Source organism: Janthinobacterium sp. NKUCC08_JDC, assembly GCF_019345575.1.
GTDB classification, from domain to species: Bacteria; Pseudomonadota; Gammaproteobacteria; order Burkholderiales; family Burkholderiaceae_D; genus Janthinobacterium; species Janthinobacterium aestuarii.
This window is the reverse complement of the sequence record NZ_JAHKQW010000001.1, coordinates 1,171,489-1,189,270: the sequence shown is the minus strand read 5'-3', so window position 1 is coordinate 1,189,270 and position 17,782 is coordinate 1,171,489. Positions and strand designations below refer to the sequence as shown.

Here is a 17,782-nt window from a genome sequence, read left to right as displayed (position 1 = left end):
GAAGGGCTGCTTACGGCTTGACGATGTGCCACACATTCTTGAAATTGTCGCCGGCCACGTCGCCCGGCTTCTTGTCTTCCTTGTACAGGTACAGAGGCTTGCCCTTGTAGGTCAGCTGCATGGCGCCGTTGTCTTCGCGCTTGATGCTGCCATATGGTGCGGCGGGCGCCGCTTCGGTGGCGATGACGGCGGGCCAGGCTACCAGGCAGCCGCCGCTGCAGGCGCTCTTGCCGCTGTCGGCGACATCCTTGTCGAACACGTACACGGTCATGCCGCTGGCGTTGACCAGCATGCCGTTGGCGGGCATGACGTCGGCGGCGAAGGCCAGTGGGGCGGACAAGGCGGTGAACAGGGCGGTGGCGGCAAAAGTGGTAAAGCGCATGATGGTCTCCTTGAGGTTTTGGGGGCTTGCAAGGGATAGACGCGTGCCGCCCGCCGTTTATTCCCGCGCTGGCGGATTATTTTTTGGATGCAGGCTGGCCCACAGGTGGGCCGCCGCCATGGTGCGGTGCGGCGCGTACTGGCGCAGCCACTGTTCCGTGCGCGCCATGTCAGGTTTCGTTACTTCGCCGAGCAGCTTTTGCAGGGCGGCGCGGATGGCCACGTCGCCATGCAGCGAGCAGTCGGCATAGCCGTAGCCGCGCAGCAGCGCGTAGTTGACGGTCCACGGGCCGATGCCCTTCACGGCCAGCAGCGCTTGCGATATCGCCGCCACGTCACCGGAGGGCGGCAGCTCCAGCGACAGTTCTCCCTCATCGACGAGGCGTGCCAGGCGCAGCACGGTTTCCGCCTTGGCGCGCGAGAATTTGCGGCTGGTCAGCTCTTCCACCGACAACCGTGCCACGTCGCGCGCCTCGGGATAGCACCACAAGCCGCTGGCGTGCCGGCGTCCCGCTTGCAGAATGAAAGTGCGGCGCAGGGAAATGGCAAACGGCAGGTTGATCTGCTGGCCGATGATGGCCCAGGTCAGCGCTTCGAACGGGCTGGCCGATTGCACGATGCGCAAGCCCGGATTGACGCTGACCAGAGGCGCCAGCAGCGGGTCGCCGGCGGCCAGTTGCGCGAACGGCTGCGGGTCAATGCGCAGGCCGAGGATGTTGAGCAAGGCGCCGTGCAGCGGCGTTTGAAGGTCCGCATCGCCATCGATGTCTGCCTGGCAGACGGCCGCAGCGTCCGTGAAGGCGACATCCAGCACGACCGGCACGCCCTGCATCAGGATGCCCTTGCGCAGGCCCGTTGGCGTGACTTGTTCCGCCACGGCTTCGCCATCGCGGCTGTGGAAGGCGATGACGTCGTCGCGGCGGTAGCCGGCGGGCAGGGGGAGGGTCCAGTGCAGCAGGGTCATGGTGGGGTGGGCCAAAGTCAGGGACGGTATCAGGGAGGCGATGCGGGCGCACCGCGTTTCTTGCTTTTTACCTTAGCGCGCGCAGATGTCGATGCTGGGCGGGCTCAGGGCCGCCGCGTGCTGGATCTGCAGAGCGTCGGGCACGCAATTTTTCACGGCCGTCAGTTCGGCCAGAATGGAAATGGCGATTTCGGCCGGCGTCTTGCTGCCGATGTACAGGCCAATGGGGCCGTGCAGGCGCGCCAGCTGTTCGGCGCTGACGTCGAACTGCAGCAGCCGCTCGCGCCGCTTGGCATTGTTGGCGCGCGAACCGATGGCGCCCACGTAGAACGCGGGCGATTTCAACGCTTCCATCAGGGCCAGGTCGTCGAGCTTGGGGTCGTGCGTGAGGGCGACGACGGCGCTGCGGCTGTCGAGCTTGAGTTCGAGTACGAGGTCGTCCGGCATGGCGTGCAGCAAGGGCACGCCGGGCACGTTCCAGCCGCCCCGGTATTCCTCGCGCGGGTCGCAGACGATGACGTGGTAATCCATGGCCGTGGCGATCTGCGCCACAAAGCGCGACAGCTGGCTGGCACCGATGATCAGCAAGCGCCAGCGCGGGCCATGCTGCGTGGTGAGCACGCCCTCTTCCAGGGCCAGCACGGCCCCCGGCGTGGCGCGCCGCAGGGTGACGGCGCCGGTATCGAGATCCAGGCGGCGTTCGACCAGTTCATGCGCTTCCAGGCGCGCCAGCAGTTCGGCCACCTTACTGTCCGCATGCAGCGGTTCGATGGCCAGTTCGATGGTGCCGCCGCAGGGCAGGCCGAAGCGGTGCGCCTCGTCCGCGCTGATGCCGTAGCTGACGATTTCCGGCAGTGCGCGCACGATGCCGTGCACGCGCACGGTATCGATCAAATCATCTTCGATGCAGCCGCCGGAAACGGAACCGACCACCGTGCCATCGTCGCAGATAGCCAGGGTGGCGCCCACGGGGCGGGGGCTGGAACCCCACGTCTTGATGACGGTGACGAGTTCGCAGCGGTGGCCGGCGGCCAGCCAGGCGGCGCTGGTTTTCAGAACTTCAAGGTCGATGCTGTCCATGGGGCGCGGAAGGAAAGCCGCAGGTACGCGGCAAAGTATGGAATATTTTTTAATATTGTGGCTATACTACGCTCTCCAACAGCCTGCGGAGAGTTTCATGTCGAACGACCAAAAGACGCAAGATGACGGCATCCCCAAGTTTGGCAAACTGCTCATCGCCCTGTTCCTGGCGGTGGTGTTTTGCGGCGCCCTGACCTGGATCATGGGCACCTACTTCCCGAACTTCCCAGGCGCCTGAGCAAACCTGCTGTATCAGGCGCCTTTGGCGTTTAAGGCTTCAACGGCTTCTTCGCCGCCTGCTTCGCGCGCACGTCGATGACGGCGCGGTTGACGGCCGCCATGCGCGAGTTGGTGCCCGGGTGCAGGGCCGTGTAGCCGTTGGCGACCGTCGCCGGCACTTGCGCGGCCAGGCGCTGCCAGAAGCGCGCGGCGTTGTCGACGTTGTAGCCGGCGCGCGCCAGCAGGTAGATGGCCAGGGTGTCGGCTTGCACGTCGAGTTCCTGCGGCATGGCCTTGATGCCGGCGGCGCCCGTCAGCATCGACACGTCGGGCTGCACAGCGCCCAGGCTGTCGATGATGCTGCCTGCCGTGCCTGCCGTGCGCTGGCTGCGCGCGTGGTCGAGGATGTTGTGCGCCATTTCGCGGGCGATCACGAAGGCGATGCCTTCGTCGTTTTGCGCCGCGTTGACCATGCCGCGCGTGAGCATGATGCGTCCGCCGTCCGAATACGCGTTGATATTGTCCGCATTGCCCAGGGCGACGCGGAAGGCGCAGGCGCGCGTGACGGGAATTTTGAGGTCCTGCTGCTGGCCGTCGCGGGCGATGGTCATGTTCAGGCTCGCGCTTTTCGAGGCCAGCGGGCCGACGATGGCGCCGAACGGGCCTTCCGCTTTCGGGCCGGCCGGCAGCGGCTTGCCTTCGGCGGCCAGCAAGCCGTCGCCCTTGCGCAAGCCGGCGCGCGCGGCGCCGCTGCCCGGCAAGACGCCGGACACCTGCATCTGTTCGCCGTAGCCGAGGGCCGCCTGCGCCGCGTCGGCATAGATGCCAGGGTAGGAATACTTGTTCTGCGCCGTGAAGCCCAGCAGGTTGCGCGCATACGTCTTGCACAGATCCGCATTGTTGATCAGCAGGGGCGCCGAGACTTTCGACAGGCGGTCCTGCAGCGCCACCATCTTCACCAGTTCTTCCTGCGCCGCCTTTTGCTGCGCCGTCGGCGCGGGCGCATCGGGCGCCGGCACGACGTTGAACGGGCCGCTGACATTCGTCATCGGGGTGGTGCAACCAGCGAGGATGGCCGCACTGGCCAACAGGAGAGGAGTGGCCAATCGGCGCAGCGAAGTTGGGGCTGGGATCAGATGGCGGAAACCTGGCATGGACTATTCCTTCGTGTAGCTCCTGACAAAACCTACTGCGCGGCGCGATTTGCGGCCTCCGATGCTCACTGTGCATTCGCACAGCTCCGCTTCTCAGCCACAACTCACATCCGCTCGCTACGGTTTGTCAGTCGCTGTTAATGTTTGCCGGTGCTGCCGAAACCGCCAACACCGCGTTCGCTGTCGCCGAATTCCTCGACGACGTTAAAGCCCACTTGCAGCACCGGCACGATAATCAGTTGCGCCAGGCGTTCCATGGGATTGAGCGTGAAAGCGCTCTGGCCCCGGTTCCAGGTCGATACCATCAGCTGGCCCTGGTAATCGGAGTCGATCAAGCCTACCAGATTCCCCAGGACGATGCCGTTTTTGTGGCCCATGCCGCTGCGCGGCAGGATCATGGCCGCATACGACGGGTCGCCGATGTGGATGGCCAAGCCAGTGGGAATGAGCACGGTCTGGCCGGCTTCGATGGTGATCGCTGAGGCTATGCAGGCGCGCAGGTCCAGGCCGGCGCTGCCGGGCGTAGCGTAGGCCGGCAGCAGTTCTTTCATGCGGGCGTCGAGGATCTTGATGTCGATATTTTTCATGAATCTAACTAAGCTAAGTCGTTTAATGGGATTATTTGAGCAGCGAATTCTTGGCAATGCGCTTCGAGATTTCCGAAATCAGCTGGCGCGCCAGGTTCAGTTTCGAGGCGCGCGGCAGCACGGTATGGCCTTCCTCGTCGAACAGGATGATGGTGTTGTCGTCCTGGCCAAACGTGTTCTGGCCGATATTGCCGACCAGGAGGGGAATGCCCTTCTTTTCACGCTTGGTCGAGCCGAATTCCACGAGGTTTTCCGATTCGGCGGCAAAGCCCACGCAGTACGGATAGCCGGCCAGGTTGGTGCGTGCCGCCACGGTGGCGAGGATGTCGGGGTTTTGCGCGAACTGCAGTTCGGGCACGGAGCCGTCGGCCTGCTTTTTCATCTTCTGGTCGCTGGCGTTGGCCACGCGCCAGTCGGCGACGGCGGCCACGGCGACGAAGACGTGCTGGCCGTCGACGTGGGCCAGCACGGCATCATGCATCTGCTGCGCGCTTTGCACGTCGATGCGGCGCACGCCGAATGGCGCGTCCAGGGCAGTTGGGCCGGAAATGAGCAGCACTTCGGCGCCCGCTTCGCGCGCTGCGCGCGCCACCGCATAGCCCATCTTGCCCGAGGACAGATTGGTGATGCCGCGCACGGGGTCGATGGCTTCGAACGTGGGGCCGGCCGTGACCAGCACGCGCTTGCCCGCCAGGACTTTCGGCTGGAAGGCGGCGATCAGCTCCGTCAGCAATTGCTCCGGTTCCAGCATGCGGCCCAGGCCCACTTCGCCGCATGCCTGTTCGCCGGCGGCCGGGCCGAACAGCTTGATACCGTCGTCGCGCAACTGCTGCACATTGCGTTGCGTGGCGGGGTTCTGCCACATTTCCACGTTCATGGCCGGCGCCACCAGCAGGGGCAGGTGGGCGGGACGGGCCAGGCACAGGGTCGACAGCAGGTCGTCGCACACGCCATGCGCGAGCTTGCGCATGAAGTCTGCCGAACACGGCGCGATCAGGATGGCGTCCGCATGGCGCGTCAAATCGATATGCGCCATGTTGTTGTCGATGCGGGCATCCCACTGGCTCGTGTGAACGGGGTGGCCGGACAGCGCCTGCATCGTGACGGCCGTGATGAAGTGGCTGGCCGCATCCGTCATCACCACTTGCACCGAGGCGCCGGCCTTTGTCAGCGCGCGGCACAGTTCCGCCGCCTTGTAGCAGGCGACGCCGCCTGACAGTCCCAGGACGATTTTTTTGCCGGACAATTCCATGCCGTTCTCCCGCGTGTCTATTTGTTTACCCGGCGCAGTTCATCGATGATGAACAGGGCCGCGCCGATGCAGATGGCGCTGTCGGCGATATTGAAAGCGGGGAAATGGCCCCAGCTTTTCCAGTGGAAGTCGAGGAAGTCGACCACGTGGCCGTACATCAGGCGGTCGATGGCGTTGCCCAGCGCGCCGCCGAGTATCAGCGCCAGGGCCCAGCAGAACATGCGCTGGCCCGCGTGCTTTTTCAGCAGATAGATGATGTAGATGGCGGCCGCCAGGGCGATGCCGGTGAAGAAATAGCGCTGCCAGCCGCCCTGGTCGGACAGGAAGCTGAACGCGGCGCCCTTGTTATACGCGAGCACCAGGTTGAAATACGAGGTGATGACCATCTCTTGCGCATAGCGGAAGGTCTTCAGGATCGTGATCTTGGTGATCTGGTCGAACAGGATGACGATGGCGGCAATGCCCAGCCAGGGCACGAGCGACGCAGACGATGACGATTTCGATGAAAAACGGTTTTTAGTGGCCATATTTTTCCAGGGAAGATAAAGCCGCCGCCACCCTTGCGGGCAGCGGCGGTGGGAAGCGGCGCAGGAGCCAGTCCCGCGCTGTTTTATGCGAAGCGGCGTTTCTCGCCGGCGCCAAACAGATTGCTGACGCAGCGGCCGCACAGGGTAGCATGCGCGGCGTCCGTACCCACGTCCGCACGGTAGTGCCAGCAGCGTTCGCACTTCGGCGCCGTCGACGCGGCCACGACCACTTCCTCGGCTGCTTCGTCGGCCACTTCAGCCACGGTTGCCTGCGAGGTGATGAAGACGAACTTCAAGTCTTCGCCCAGGGTGGTCAGCAGCTTGTACTTCATCGGCGCGGCCTTGATCGTCAGTTCCGCCTGCAGCGACGAACCGATGGCGCCCGAGGTGCGCAAGTCTTCCAGCTGTTTCGTCACGTCCGTGCGCACGGCGCGCAGGGCCGTGTATTTCTCCAGCAGGGCGGCGGCGTCCGCCACTTCCGGCAGCTGCCACCACGTTTGCGTGAAGATGGTTTCATCGCTGGCGGCATACGCTTCGCTTCCTGCGAAGACGGCCCAAGCTTCTTCTGCCGTGAACGACAGGGCCGGGGCCATCAGGCGCAGCAGGCTTTGCGTGATGTGCCACAGGGCCGTCTGCGCCGAACGGCGCGCATGCGACGTCAGGCCCGAGGTGTACAAACGGTCCTTCAAGATGTCCAGGTAGAAGCCGCCCAGGTCTTCCGAGCAGTACGTCTGCAGCTTCGACACGACCGGGTGGAACTCGTAGCGCGCGTAGTTGTTCTCGATCTGCGTTTGCAGCGATGCCATGTTGGCCAGCGCATAGCGGTCGATTTCGAACATGTCCGCCACCGGCACGGCGTCCGTGGCCGGATTGAAGTCCGACGTATTGGCCAGCAGGAAGCGCAGGGTGTTGCGGATGCGGCGGTACGATTCCGTCACGCGTTTCAGGATCTCGTCGGAGATCGACAGCTCGCCCGTGTAGTCGGTCGAGGCGATCCACAGGCGCAGGATGTCCGCGCCCAGGGTGTCCGAGATCTTTTGCGGCGCCAGCGTGTTGCCCAGCGACTTAGACATCTTCTTGCCTTCGCCATCGACCGTGAAGCCGTGCGTCAGCAGGGCTTTATACGGCGGACGGCCATTGAGCATCGAGGACACGAGCAAGGACGAGTGGAACCAGCCGCGATGCTGGTCCGAGCCTTCCAGGTACAGGTCGGCCGGGAATTGCAGCTGCGTCGAGTGCGAACCGTGGCCTTGCGGGCCGCCCAGCACCGTCTGGTGCGTGGCGCCGGAATCGAACCACACGTCCAAGGTGTCCTTGTTCTTCGCGTAGATGGCCGCTTCGTCGCCGATCAGGTCTTTCAGATCGAGCGCCTGCCATGCCTCGATGCCGTCTTTTTCGATCAGCTTGGCCACTTGCTCCAGCAATTCCGGCGTGCGCGGATGCAGGTCGCCCGTTTCCTTGTGCACGATGAAGGCCATCGGCACGCCCCACTGGCGCTGGCGCGACAGGGTCCAGTCGGGACGGTTGGCGATCATGCCGTGCAGGCGCGCCTGGCCCCAGTCCGGGAAGAACTCGGTGTCGGCGATGCCTTTCAATGCCGTCTCGCGTAGGGTCGCGCCGCCGTCTTTCGGCGTCACGTCCATGCCGGCGAACCACTGCGAGGTGGCGCGGTAGATGATCGGCGTCTTATGGCGCCAGCAATGCATGTAGCTGTGGTCGAACATCTTGACTTCGAACAGCGCGCCCGCTTCGCGCAGGGCGTTGCAGATCGGCTTCGACGCTTCCCAGATGGTCATGCCGCCGAACAGGGGCAGGGTCGAGGCGAACTTGCCGTCGCCCATGACGGGCTTGATGATGTCGTCGTCCTTCATGCCGTGCGCCTTGCACGAGATGAAGTCGTCCAGGCCGTAGGCTGGCGCCGAGTGCACCACGCCCGTGCCGCTTTCCGTGGTCACGTATTCGGCCAGGTACAAGGGCGACAGGCGGTCATAGAAAGCGTCGCTCGCATGCAGCGGGTGGCGGAAGCTGATGCCGGCCAGGGCCGCGCCGTCGCAGGTGGCGATCGTCGTGCCTTCGAGCTTGAAGCGCGCCAGGCTGGCCACGACCAGGTCTTGCGCCAGGATCAGCAGCAATGGCTGGCCATCGCGCTCGGCTTTCACCAGCGCGTATTTGACTTCCGGGTGCACGTTCAGCGCCTGGTTCGACGGGATGGTCCACGGCGTCGTGGTCCAGATGACGATGAAACCGTTATCGGTCGGCAGCGATGGCAGGCCGAAGGCAGCCGCCAGTTTGGCCGGCTCGGCGAACTTGAAGCCGACATCGATGGCGGGATCGCGTTTTTCCGCGTATTCCACTTCCGCTTCGGCCAGGGCCGACTGGCAGTCGAAGCACCAGTTGACCGGTTTCAGGCCGCGGTAGACATAGCCTTTTTCCAGCAGCTTGCCCAGCGCGCGCAATTCGTCCGCTTCATTGCCGTGCGCCATCGTCAGGTAGGGGTTGTCCCACTCGCCCAGCACGCCCAGGCGGATAAAGTCCTTCTTCTGGCGCTCGACCTGCACGTTGGCGTAGGCGCGCGCTTTTTCCAGCACTTCGGCCGTAGGCAGGTTCTTGCCGTGCAGTTTTTCGATCTGGATCTCGATCGGCATGCCGTGGCAATCCCAGCCCGGTACATACGGCGCGTCGAAGCCTGCCAGCGAGCGCGACTTGACGACCATGTCCTTGAGGATCTTGTTGACGGCGTGGCCCAGGTGGATATCGCCATTCGCGTACGGCGGGCCGTCATGCAGGATGAATTTCGGGCGGCCGGCGGCGGCTTTGCGCACGCGCTCGTAGATTTTCTTGTCTTGCCATTGCTGTACCCATTGCGGCTCGCGCTTGGCCATGTCGCCGCGCATCGGGAATGGGGTTTCCGTCATGTTGACCGGGTATTTGCTTTCAGGCTTCTTGTTCTGCTTGGGCGTGGCTGGCTTGTTTTGATCGGACATAATCTTCTTTAATGATATTGAATGGTTTGCGGCGGCAGGAGCCGCCAGTCGGCGGAGTTGGCCGGCGTCAAATTCGGTCGGTGGCGGTAATGGCGCCGCTGCGCTGCTCGAAGTAGGCGCGCGCCTGGTTCGAGTCGCGCTCGATGGCGGCCGTCAGGGTAGGCAAGTCGTCGTACTTTTCTTCGTCGCGCAGCTTTTCCAAAAACTCCACGCGTACCAGCTTGCCGTAGCAGGACTGGGCGAAATCGAACAGATGCACTTCCAGCAAGACGCGGCCGCTGTCGTCGACGGTGGGGCGCACGCCGAGGCTGGCCACGGCAGGCAGCGGTGCCGGTCCCAGGCCGTGTACCTGCACGATGAAGATGCCGGACAGGGCGGGGCGGTGCGCCACGCGCAGGTTCAGGGTGGGGAAACCGAGCGTGCGGCCCAGCTTCTGGCCGTGGATGACGTGGCCGGAAATGGCGTACGGATGGCCGAGCAGTTGCGTGGCCAGCGGGAAATCGCCGGCGGCCAGGGCCAGGCGCACGGCCGACGAGGAGATGCGCGTGCTGCCATTCATCACCGTCGGTAAAGTTTCTACGTGGAAACCGTATTGGCGGCCCGCTTCCTGCAGCATGGCGACGTCGCCGGCGCGCCGGGCGCCATAGCAGAAGTCGTCGCCGACCATCAGCCATTTCACGTGCAAGCCGTCGACGAGGACTTTTTCAGTGAATTCCTGCGGCGTCAGGGCGGCAAACTGGGCGCTGAAGTGCTCGACGACGACACGGTCGATGCCGGCGTCGTCCAGCGACTGCAGCTTGTCGCGCAGGTTGGCGATGCGCTGCGGCGCCTTCGACAGGTCGCCCGCGCGCTGCGCGAAGAACTCGCGCGGGTGCGGCTCGAACGTCATCACGGCCGCTTCGATGCCGAGTTCGGTGGCAGCTTCACGCACGCGCGCCAGCAAGGCCTGATGGCCGATGTGGACACCGTCAAAATTGCCGATGGTCAGAGCGCAAGGCGCTCGTGCCTGGGCATTGGGAAGTCCGCGGAATACCTTCATAGGAATCTGATGAAAAACTGTGCCAAAAGGGGGATTATACGGACTGTTTCAGGGATGCACACCCGGCAGGGCGGGCGCAGGGGCAATTTCCCTGCTGAAATGATAAAAAGCGTTGCCGGCGGGTGTGCTGGCAACGCTTTTCTCGAACTAAGGACTTGACAACATGTTCAGGGCTAGGCGCCGAGTCGAAGACAGTACGAATGTACGGCGATACGCGGCAACAACGCCCTGGACGTGTTGTCTTATTTGTTCATCAATGCCCAGTAACGAGCCAGGTCAGCCGCGCCATCCGTGCCCTTGACGGCTTTCAGCGCGGTCGATGCGTTGGATTTCTTGCCGGCGTGGATGTAGGCGATGCCCAGATGCAGCTTGGCTTCTTCCGGATACTTGGCGGTGCCCATTTTCACGGCGTCATTCATCAGGCCCAGGCCTTTGTCGGCTTGGCCATCGTAGACCAGGGCGAAGCCCAGCTTGCTCAAGCTGTCGGCGTCCTTGTTCTTGACGTATTCCGCTTCCGACTTGGCGGCGTTGGCCTTCAGATCAGCCTGGGTTTTCAGGGCCAGATCTTTCAGGCGCTGGTGACGGGCGGCATCGGTGCCGGTGCCCAGCACGCCTTTTTTGTAGCCTTGCTCGATGATGGCCAGCGCTTCGCCAGGATTGCCTGCTTGCAGGGCCAGCTGGCTGATTTCCATGTATTCGGACGGCTTGGTGAACAGGCCGTTGGCCAGGCGCAGGCGCTGGACGTCCAGGCCCAGGCGCTGCGAGAAGCCAGGTTTGCCGGAAACGCGGTTCAGCAGGTCGGCCCAGTAGCTGGTTTTCGGATAGCTCGATGCCAGTTTTTCCAGGGTGGCGACGTAGCCGGCCTTGTCGTTCTGTTTCAACTGGATGTTGGCCAGCATTTGCAGGCTCGCTTCCGAGTTGCCGCCGCGCGATTGCAGTTCCTTCGCCGCTTCGGCGTAGTTGCCGCTGACGTAGTAGGTCTGGATCAGCAGTTCGCGCATCTGTGGATCTTCGCGGTCTTTCAGCGAACGTTTGATCCAGGTGATGGTGTTCGGCCAGTCCTTGGCGCGGTAGTACATGCCTGCCAGCGCTTGCGTGAATTTGGGGGCTTCGGCGGCGCTCAGGCGGCCGGAATTGATGACGGCTTCAAACGCCTTGATGGCGGTGCCGTTGTCGCCGGCGGCAGCAGCGGCCGAGGCGCGCACGCGCTCGATCTGGTAGCTTTCAAAGGCGGTCTTGCCGCCGACGCTGTCAGCTTCGCGCAGCTTGGCCAGCGCTTCCTTGTTTTTGCCGCTGCTAGCGAGTTTTTGCGCTTCTTGCAGTGGCTTGCCCACTTCGGCACGCACGGTGTCCGCGGCGTATGCCAGCGAGCCCAGGCCGATTACGGGAGTTGCTGCGGTAAAACCGATAGCGGCCATGACGAGGCCGAGATGAGCGAGACGAAACTTGGACATAAGAAAGTCTTTCAGTAAAAAGCGAATAGGCAGGAAGTCCTGCCTATTCGGATGTAAAGAGAACCTGATTGCTGCAGCTTACTGGAATTGCTCGTTGCCGACCAGACCGATTTTGGTCACGCCCAGACGCTGCGCCGACGCCATCACACCGGCGACGACTTTGTATTCCACCAGCTTGTTCGGACGCAGATGCACTTCCGGCTGGTCTGCTTGCGCAGCGACGTTGCTCAGCTTGGCTTCCAGCGAAGCGCGGTCAGGAACGACCTGATTGTCCCACAAGATCGTACCGTCAAAATCGACATCGATCGTGACGACCACTGGTTCGGTTGTCGGTGGCGGCGGGGTGCCGACCGGCATGTTCAAGTTCACCGAGTGGTTTTGCTTAGGAATCGTGATGATCAACATGATAATCAGCACCAGCATCACGTCGATGAGGGGCGTCATGTTCAGTTCCATCATTGGTTCCGGATCCGCGCCTGGAGCGCTTCCCGAACCGACATTCATACTCATAGTGTTTCCTTTAAGAAGTCCAACGAAGCACCGGGCGAAACTGCCGCCCGGTCAGCTTCCGGCAGTGGCGCGCCCTTGTTGCCGGGGCGCCGCTGCCAGTCGCTATCAGCCCTTGTCAGGTGGTTCGGTGATGAAGCCGACCTTCTGGATCCCGGCACGTTGGGTCGTGTAAATAACCCGGCCGATCGATTCGTAGCGTGTTTCTTGGTCGCCACGAACGTGTACTTCCGGCTGCGGTACTTTCACTGCTTCAACTTTCAGATAATCGAACAGTTCGCTCGTATCTTTCAGTTTCTTCTGGCCCAGATAAATCTCGCCATCCTTGTTGACAACGATGTTGACGTTTTCTGGCTTGCTTTGAAGGGCTTGGTTGGCCTCGATCGGCAGATCGATTTTCTGCAATTTGAGGACAACCGGACTGGTGATCAAGAAAATGATCAGCAAAACCAACATGATGTCGACGAGCGGCGTCGTGTTGATTTCTGACATTACTTGATCTTCATCTCCGCTGTCGGAGCCGACGGACATCGACATGATTCTTATCCGATCTTTTTAGCGCCGGCAGCACGGCCAGCTTCGCTGGTCGACATTGCGCCGGAGATCAGTACCGAGTGAACGTCGGCGCTGAACGAGCGTACGTCTTCCATTGCGGTTTTGTTACGACGCACCAGCCAGTTGTAACCCAGAACGGCAGGAACGGCGACCAGCAGACCGAAAGCGGTCATGATCAGTGCTTCACCAACTGGACCTGCAACTTTATCGATCGAAGCGTTACCGGTCATGCCGATGTTGGTCAGCGCGCCATAAATACCCCAAACGGTACCGAACAGACCGATAAACGGTGCGGTCGAACCAACGGTTGCCAGGAACGACAGGCCATCTTGCAGACGCGATTGGACTTTGTCCGAAGCGCGCTGGATCGACATCGTCACCCAGGTCGACAGATCGATTTGTTCCAGCAGGGCGCCGTCATGGTGAGCCGTTGCCTTGGTGCCCGATTCAGCGATGAAGCGGAATGGCGAGCCTTCGGTCAGCGTTGCCGAACCAGCAGCGATCGAAGGTGCTTTCCAGAATTTGGCAGCGGTTTCTTTAGCTTGCTTGAAGATCTTCATTTGATCCATCAGCTTGGTGATGATGATGTACCAGCTGCCGATCGACATGATGGCCAGAATGATCAGGGTGGCGCGTGGCACGAAGCCGCCGTCCCACACTGCTTGCAGGCCGAACGGGTTGTGGACTTCTTCGGTTTTGGCTGGAGCTGCTGCGTCAGCGGCTGGAGCGGCTGCGTCTGCTGCTGGAGCTGCTGCGTCAGCAGCTGGTGCTGGTGCTGCTGCAGCGTCTGCCGCTGGAGCCGTAGCTGCTGCCGATGCTGGCGCGTCAGCGAATGCCGGAGCTGCTACCAGAGCGGTAGTAGCGGTAACGGACAACAGAACCGCGGCAAAAAATGCGGACAAACGGGTATTCTTAAACATGCTTCCTCCAAAATTAAAAATAACAGATCGCTGAACGTAATGACAACGAAATCATAGTGTGAGACAGGGGATAACTGTCTCGGGTTTTAATCCAGCGACCAAACGTATTGCATTTGCTGCCAGCCTTGTTCCGGCTTGCCGTCAACTGTTGCCGGCTTAAATGTACAGCGGCTGATACCTTGCACCGCGGCTTTGTCCAGGTCTCTGAAGCCGCTGGACTTCACGATCTTCGAATCAGCGACCTTGCCGTCTACACCGATCAGGAACGACAGTGTCACCACACCGGTTTCCTCATTGCGCTGCGACGACTTTGGATAAGCCGGCTTTTCGCAGACACTGAAGTCAACCACGGCCGGTGTACGCACCGATTTGGCTGGTCCAGGAGTTGGCGCAGGCTGTGCAGGCGGTGCTGGCGGTGCCAATACATTCGTGGCTGGCTTCACAGCAGTCGTATTTGCAATCACGTTTTGCTGTGGTGGCGGCTGCTGCACGTTCACCTCGACTGGCGGAATGAATGGCGGCGGTGGCGCTTTCATTTCTGGCGGCGGTGGTGGCGGTGGAAGATCCTTCGGTGGAGGCGGTTTGACTTCCTCGATAATCTTGGTTTCAACCGGTTCCATCATTTTGGTGACCAACCGCTTGCCCAAGCCCGTCACGATCCCGTAAGCCGCGAGAACGTGCAGCAGGACAACGATAGTGATGCCTGTGTAGTTCTTGGGACTTTTCTCGTTCGAAAAATTCATGCCTGCTTTCTCCAAATACCATCTCTTGTCTTGCAACTGAACCCCAAAATGACGACACAAAGCTCCAGCCGTATCCGGGACGTCGCCGAATTATACATACGAATTCTTTATTTTACACAGATTTTTAACGCCTAAAACCGGTTAAATTTTCGGCGCTTTTGCGCCCTGAAAACGTACTTGCTTATGTCATCTTTGCACGCTTTCGGACAGAAAAAAAGGCGGTCTTATCGGTTTTTTACAGCCGTTTTGGGCTACCACTGCTAAGTTCTCCGATGTGCCCATATGGCGGAATTATATTTCGTGATATTCAATATGGAAACTGCTAAATTTGGAGGAAAATCTTTCCTTTTGGAAATGTTTTACCTCGGAACCAGACCACTTAGCTGCACGCGCGCACCAAACGGGTGCGGAAGCCACTTCACCCAGGTCAAAAAAGGCGGTCCTGGCGGCCCATTTGAGGCCGCCAGGCCATACTGAATTCCTATGTAGGCATAGGAAACGCTTATATTCTTGCCATTGATTATTGTCAACAAATCATTTCATGGCCGGACAACGGGGTCATCGCGCCGGTTGCGTTTTTCCCGTCGGCAATTCAGGGTGCCCAGGACGACGCCCTGCGGGTCGACCGTATCGAGGTGGACGTCGAAGCCCCACAGCCGCGCCACATGCTTGAGCACCTCGGCCGCCTGCTGGTTCAGCGGGCGGCGCTGGAATTGCGTGTGGCGCAGGGTCAATGCACGGTCGTCGCGCGTATTGACGGACCAGACCTGGATGTTCGGCTCGCGGTTGCCCAGGTTGTACTGCTCGGCCAGCTGCTGGCGCACGTAGCGGTAGCCGGCATCGTCGTGGATGGCGGAAATGGCCAGCTTTTCATTCTTGTCGTCGTCGAGCACGGCAAAGAAATGGAATTCGCGGATCAGCCGCGGCGACAGATACTGGGCGATGAAGCTTTCGTCCTTGAAATTGCGCATGGCAAAGTCCAGGCTCTTGCGCCAATCGCTGCCGGCCATGTCGGGGAACCAGGCGCGGTCTTCGTCCGTCGGGTGCTCGCAGATGCGGCGGATGTCGCTCATCATGGCAAAACCCAGCGCATACGGATTGATGCCGCTGTAATACGGGCTGTCGATGGGCGGCTGGTAGACGACGTTGGTATGGCTTTTGAGGAATTCCATCATGAAGCCGTCGCCTACCACGCCTTCGTCGTACAGCTGGTTCAATATCGTGTAGTGCCAGAAGGTGGCCCAGCCTTCGTTCATGACCTGGGTTTGGCGCTGCGGATAGAAATACTGGGAAATCTTGCGCACGATGCGCACCATCTCGCGCTGCCACGGTTCCAGCAGCGGCGCATACTTCTCGATGAAGTACAGCAGGTTTTCCTCGGGTTCGGGCGGAAAGCGGGGGGCGGCCTTGCGCTGGTCGTCCTCGTCCTCGTCTTCGTCGCGCCGGGGCAGGGTGCGCCACAGCTGGTTGATCTGCGACTGCACATAGGCTTCGCGCTCTTTCTGGCGCGCATATTCCTTCGCCATCGACAGTTTCGCCGGGCGCTTGTAGCGGTCCACGCCATAGTTCTGGATGGCGTGGCACGAATCGAGCAGCAGTTCCACGGCGTCGACGCCATGGCGCTGTTCGCATTCGGCGATGTAATTCTTGGCAAACACCATATAGTCGATGATGGCGTCCGCATCCGTCCAGGCGCGGAACAGGTAATTGCCCTTGAAGAAGGAGTTATGCCCGTAGGCCGCATGCGCGATCACCAGCGACTGCATGGTCAGGCTGTTTTCCTCCATTAAATAGGCGATGCACGGATTCGAGTTGATGACGATCTCGTAAGCCAGGCCCATCTGGCCCCGCTTGTAGCTTTTCTCGGTGGACAAAAAATGCTTGCCGAACGACCAATGGTTGTACGAGACGGGCATGCCCACCGACGTGTAGGCATCCATCATCTGCTCGGCCGTGATGATTTCCAGCTGGTTCGGATACGTGTCGAGGCCAAACTGTTTCGCCACCCGGCGGATTTCCTCGTGGATTTGCTCGATCAGCTCGAACGTCCATTCCGACTGCTCGGGCAGGGCGTTCGGGTGGCGCAGGCGCACGAACGGTTCGCCCGGAGTATTGCTGGCGCGGTCAAAGGCTGCACTCATCATTTCACCTGTTTCTTGAACAGTTCGCGGAAGACCGGGTAGATATCGGCCGGCGTGACGATCTTTTGCATGGCGAAATGGGCGTGATGGTCGAGAACGCCCGCATATTGCTCCCAAAGGTTTTGCTGCGGGCCATCGGTGATCTCGACATAGGTGTAGTACTGCACCTTGGGCATGATGGTATTGATCAGCAATTGGCGGCACAGCATGGAATCGTTGTCCCAGTTGTCGCCGTCCGATGCCTGCGCTACATAGCTGTTCCATTGTCCGGCGCCATAGCGTTCGTCGATGATGGTATTGAGCAAGTGCAGCGCGGAGGACACGACGGTGCCGCCCGATTCGCGCGAATTGAAGAATTCATGCTCGTCCACTTCGGCCGCCGCCGTATGGTGGCGGATGAAGACCACCTCGATCTTGTCGTAGACGCGCTTGAGGAAAAGATATAACAGGATGAAGAAGCGCTTGGCCGTGTCCTTGCGCGACTCGTCCATGGAGCCGGAGACGTCCATGATGCAGAACATGACGGCTTGCGTCATCGGCTTCGGTACCTTGATGCGGTTGCTGTAGCGCAAGTCGAACGGATCGATGAAGGGAATGGCCAGCAGGCGCGTGTGCAGGTGGTGGATCAGGCGGCGCAGTTCCGTGACGAGCGGGTCGCTGTCGGGCGCCCCTTCGTGCAGCAGTGTTGCCAGGTCTTCCTCGGCCTGCGCCAGCTGCTTGCGGGCGCCACCGCCGACGGCGATGCGCCGGCCCAGCGCGCCGCGCAAGGAGCGCAGCACGTGGATGTTCGATGGCGTGCCCGACATATTGTAGCCGGCGCGCTGGTTCTTGAATTCCGTGGTGGCCGTCAGCTGGGTTTTCACCATGTGCGGCAATTCCAGGTCCTCGAAGAAATAATTCATGAATTCTTCGCGCGACAATTCGAAGATGAAGTCGTCTTCCGTCGTCTCGTCGCTATTGCCCGCCTTGCCCCGCCCGCCGCCACCGCCGCCTTTCGGCCGGGCGATCTGGTCGCCTTTCAGGTATTCCTTGTTGCCGGGATTGACCACTTCCCATACGCCGCCATGCGCGTGGCCAAACGACGGTTCGCCCACGTCCTTGACGGGGATGCTGACCTTCTCGCCATTCTCGACGTCCGTGATCGAGCGCCCCTTGATGGCGCGCCCCACGGCATCCTTGATCTGGCCCTTGTAACGCCGCAGGAAACGCTCGCGGTTGACGGCGGATTTATTCTTGCTTTGCAAGCGCCTGTCGATGAGATATGTCAAAGGGTGC

At 61.2% G+C, this 17,782-nt stretch carries 17 protein-coding genes; 1 reads left to right on the top strand and 16 read right to left on the bottom strand.

Annotated features, from left to right (window positions below; all coding sequences use genetic code 11):
* Positions 1–10 precede the first annotated feature (10 nt).
* The 3 genes from KO538_RS05480 to KO538_RS05470 form a co-directional block, all read right to left on the bottom strand.
* Complete coding sequence (locus tag KO538_RS05480) at positions 11–382, bottom strand: hypothetical protein (protein WP_071322330.1); 372 nt, start codon at positions 380–382, stop codon at positions 11–13.
* A gap of 57 nt (positions 383–439) precedes the next feature.
* Complete coding sequence (locus tag KO538_RS05475; RefSeq protein ID WP_219327650.1) at positions 440–1,345, bottom strand: DNA-3-methyladenine glycosylase; 906 nt, start codon at positions 1,343–1,345, stop codon at positions 440–442.
* A 72-nt stretch (positions 1,346–1,417) separates the two neighbouring features.
* On the bottom strand, positions 1,418–2,425 hold the full coding sequence (locus tag KO538_RS05470; protein WP_219327649.1) for an XdhC family protein: 1,008 nt from the start codon (positions 2,423–2,425) through the stop codon (positions 1,418–1,420).
* Positions 2,426–2,522: 97 nt separating this feature from the next.
* Between KO538_RS05470 and KO538_RS05465 the strand changes: the two genes are divergently transcribed.
* The gene (locus tag KO538_RS05465; RefSeq protein ID WP_175444556.1) at positions 2,523–2,663 is read left to right on the top strand and encodes a hypothetical protein; all 141 of its coding nucleotides are present in this window, start codon (positions 2,523–2,525) and stop codon (positions 2,661–2,663) included.
* A 31-nt stretch (positions 2,664–2,694) separates the two neighbouring features.
* Here KO538_RS05465 and KO538_RS05460 read toward each other — a convergent pair whose 3' ends face one another.
* The 13 genes from KO538_RS05460 to KO538_RS05400 form a co-directional block, all read right to left on the bottom strand.
* Positions 2,695–3,798, bottom strand: a complete 1,104-nt coding sequence (locus tag KO538_RS05460; RefSeq protein ID WP_070303583.1) for a M48 family metallopeptidase — start codon at positions 3,796–3,798, stop codon at positions 2,695–2,697.
* Between the two features lie 137 nt (positions 3,799–3,935).
* A complete protein-coding gene (gene dut / locus KO538_RS05455; RefSeq protein ID WP_034754180.1) occupies positions 3,936–4,385 on the bottom strand; it encodes a dUTP diphosphatase in 450 nt (149 codons plus the stop codon).
* A 31-nt stretch (positions 4,386–4,416) separates the two neighbouring features.
* Positions 4,417–5,637 carry a bifunctional phosphopantothenoylcysteine decarboxylase/phosphopantothenate--cysteine ligase CoaBC gene (gene coaBC, locus KO538_RS05450; protein WP_219327648.1) on the bottom strand — a complete coding sequence of 407 codons (1,221 nt, stop codon included), beginning with the start codon at positions 5,635–5,637 and terminating at the stop codon, positions 4,417–4,419.
* Positions 5,638–5,654: 17 nt separating this feature from the next.
* A complete protein-coding gene (gene lspA, locus KO538_RS05445; RefSeq protein WP_034754175.1) occupies positions 5,655–6,164 on the bottom strand; it encodes a signal peptidase II in 510 nt (169 codons plus the stop codon).
* A gap of 83 nt (positions 6,165–6,247) precedes the next feature.
* Positions 6,248–9,148 (bottom strand): isoleucine--tRNA ligase, encoded by a 2,901-nt coding sequence (gene ileS, locus KO538_RS05440; RefSeq protein WP_219327647.1) that lies wholly within the window; start codon positions 9,146–9,148, stop codon positions 6,248–6,250.
* 67 nt (positions 9,149–9,215) lie between these two features.
* Positions 9,216–10,187 carry a bifunctional riboflavin kinase/FAD synthetase gene (locus KO538_RS05435; RefSeq protein ID WP_034754171.1) on the bottom strand — a complete coding sequence of 324 codons (972 nt, stop codon included), beginning with the start codon at positions 10,185–10,187 and terminating at the stop codon, positions 9,216–9,218.
* A 242-nt stretch (positions 10,188–10,429) separates the two neighbouring features.
* Positions 10,430–11,641 (bottom strand): tetratricopeptide repeat protein, encoded by a 1,212-nt coding sequence (locus tag KO538_RS05430; protein ID WP_034754169.1) that lies wholly within the window; start codon positions 11,639–11,641, stop codon positions 10,430–10,432.
* Between the two features lie 78 nt (positions 11,642–11,719).
* The gene (locus tag KO538_RS05425; protein ID WP_176741207.1) at positions 11,720–12,151 is read right to left on the bottom strand and encodes a biopolymer transporter ExbD; all 432 of its coding nucleotides are present in this window, start codon (positions 12,149–12,151) and stop codon (positions 11,720–11,722) included.
* A gap of 105 nt (positions 12,152–12,256) precedes the next feature.
* Positions 12,257–12,685, bottom strand: coding sequence for a biopolymer transporter ExbD (locus KO538_RS05420; protein ID WP_034754165.1), 429 nt, complete (start codon positions 12,683–12,685; stop codon positions 12,257–12,259).
* Between the two features lie 5 nt (positions 12,686–12,690).
* Positions 12,691–13,623: a MotA/TolQ/ExbB proton channel family protein gene (locus KO538_RS05415; RefSeq protein WP_181878028.1), complete on the bottom strand. Its 933-nt coding sequence runs from the start codon at positions 13,621–13,623 to the stop codon at positions 12,691–12,693.
* Between the two features lie 86 nt (positions 13,624–13,709).
* The gene (locus KO538_RS05410; protein ID WP_034754161.1) at positions 13,710–14,366 is read right to left on the bottom strand and encodes an energy transducer TonB; all 657 of its coding nucleotides are present in this window, start codon (positions 14,364–14,366) and stop codon (positions 13,710–13,712) included.
* A 539-nt stretch (positions 14,367–14,905) separates the two neighbouring features.
* Entirely contained in the window at positions 14,906–16,507 is a 1,602-nt protein-coding gene (locus KO538_RS05405; protein ID WP_046686270.1) for a SpoVR family protein, read from the bottom strand.
* Positions 16,507–17,775 (bottom strand): YeaH/YhbH family protein, encoded by a 1,269-nt coding sequence (locus KO538_RS05400; RefSeq protein ID WP_219327646.1) that lies wholly within the window; start codon positions 17,773–17,775, stop codon positions 16,507–16,509. The genes KO538_RS05405 and KO538_RS05400 overlap by 1 nt, the downstream gene beginning before the upstream one ends.
* Positions 17,776–17,782 lie beyond the last annotated feature (7 nt).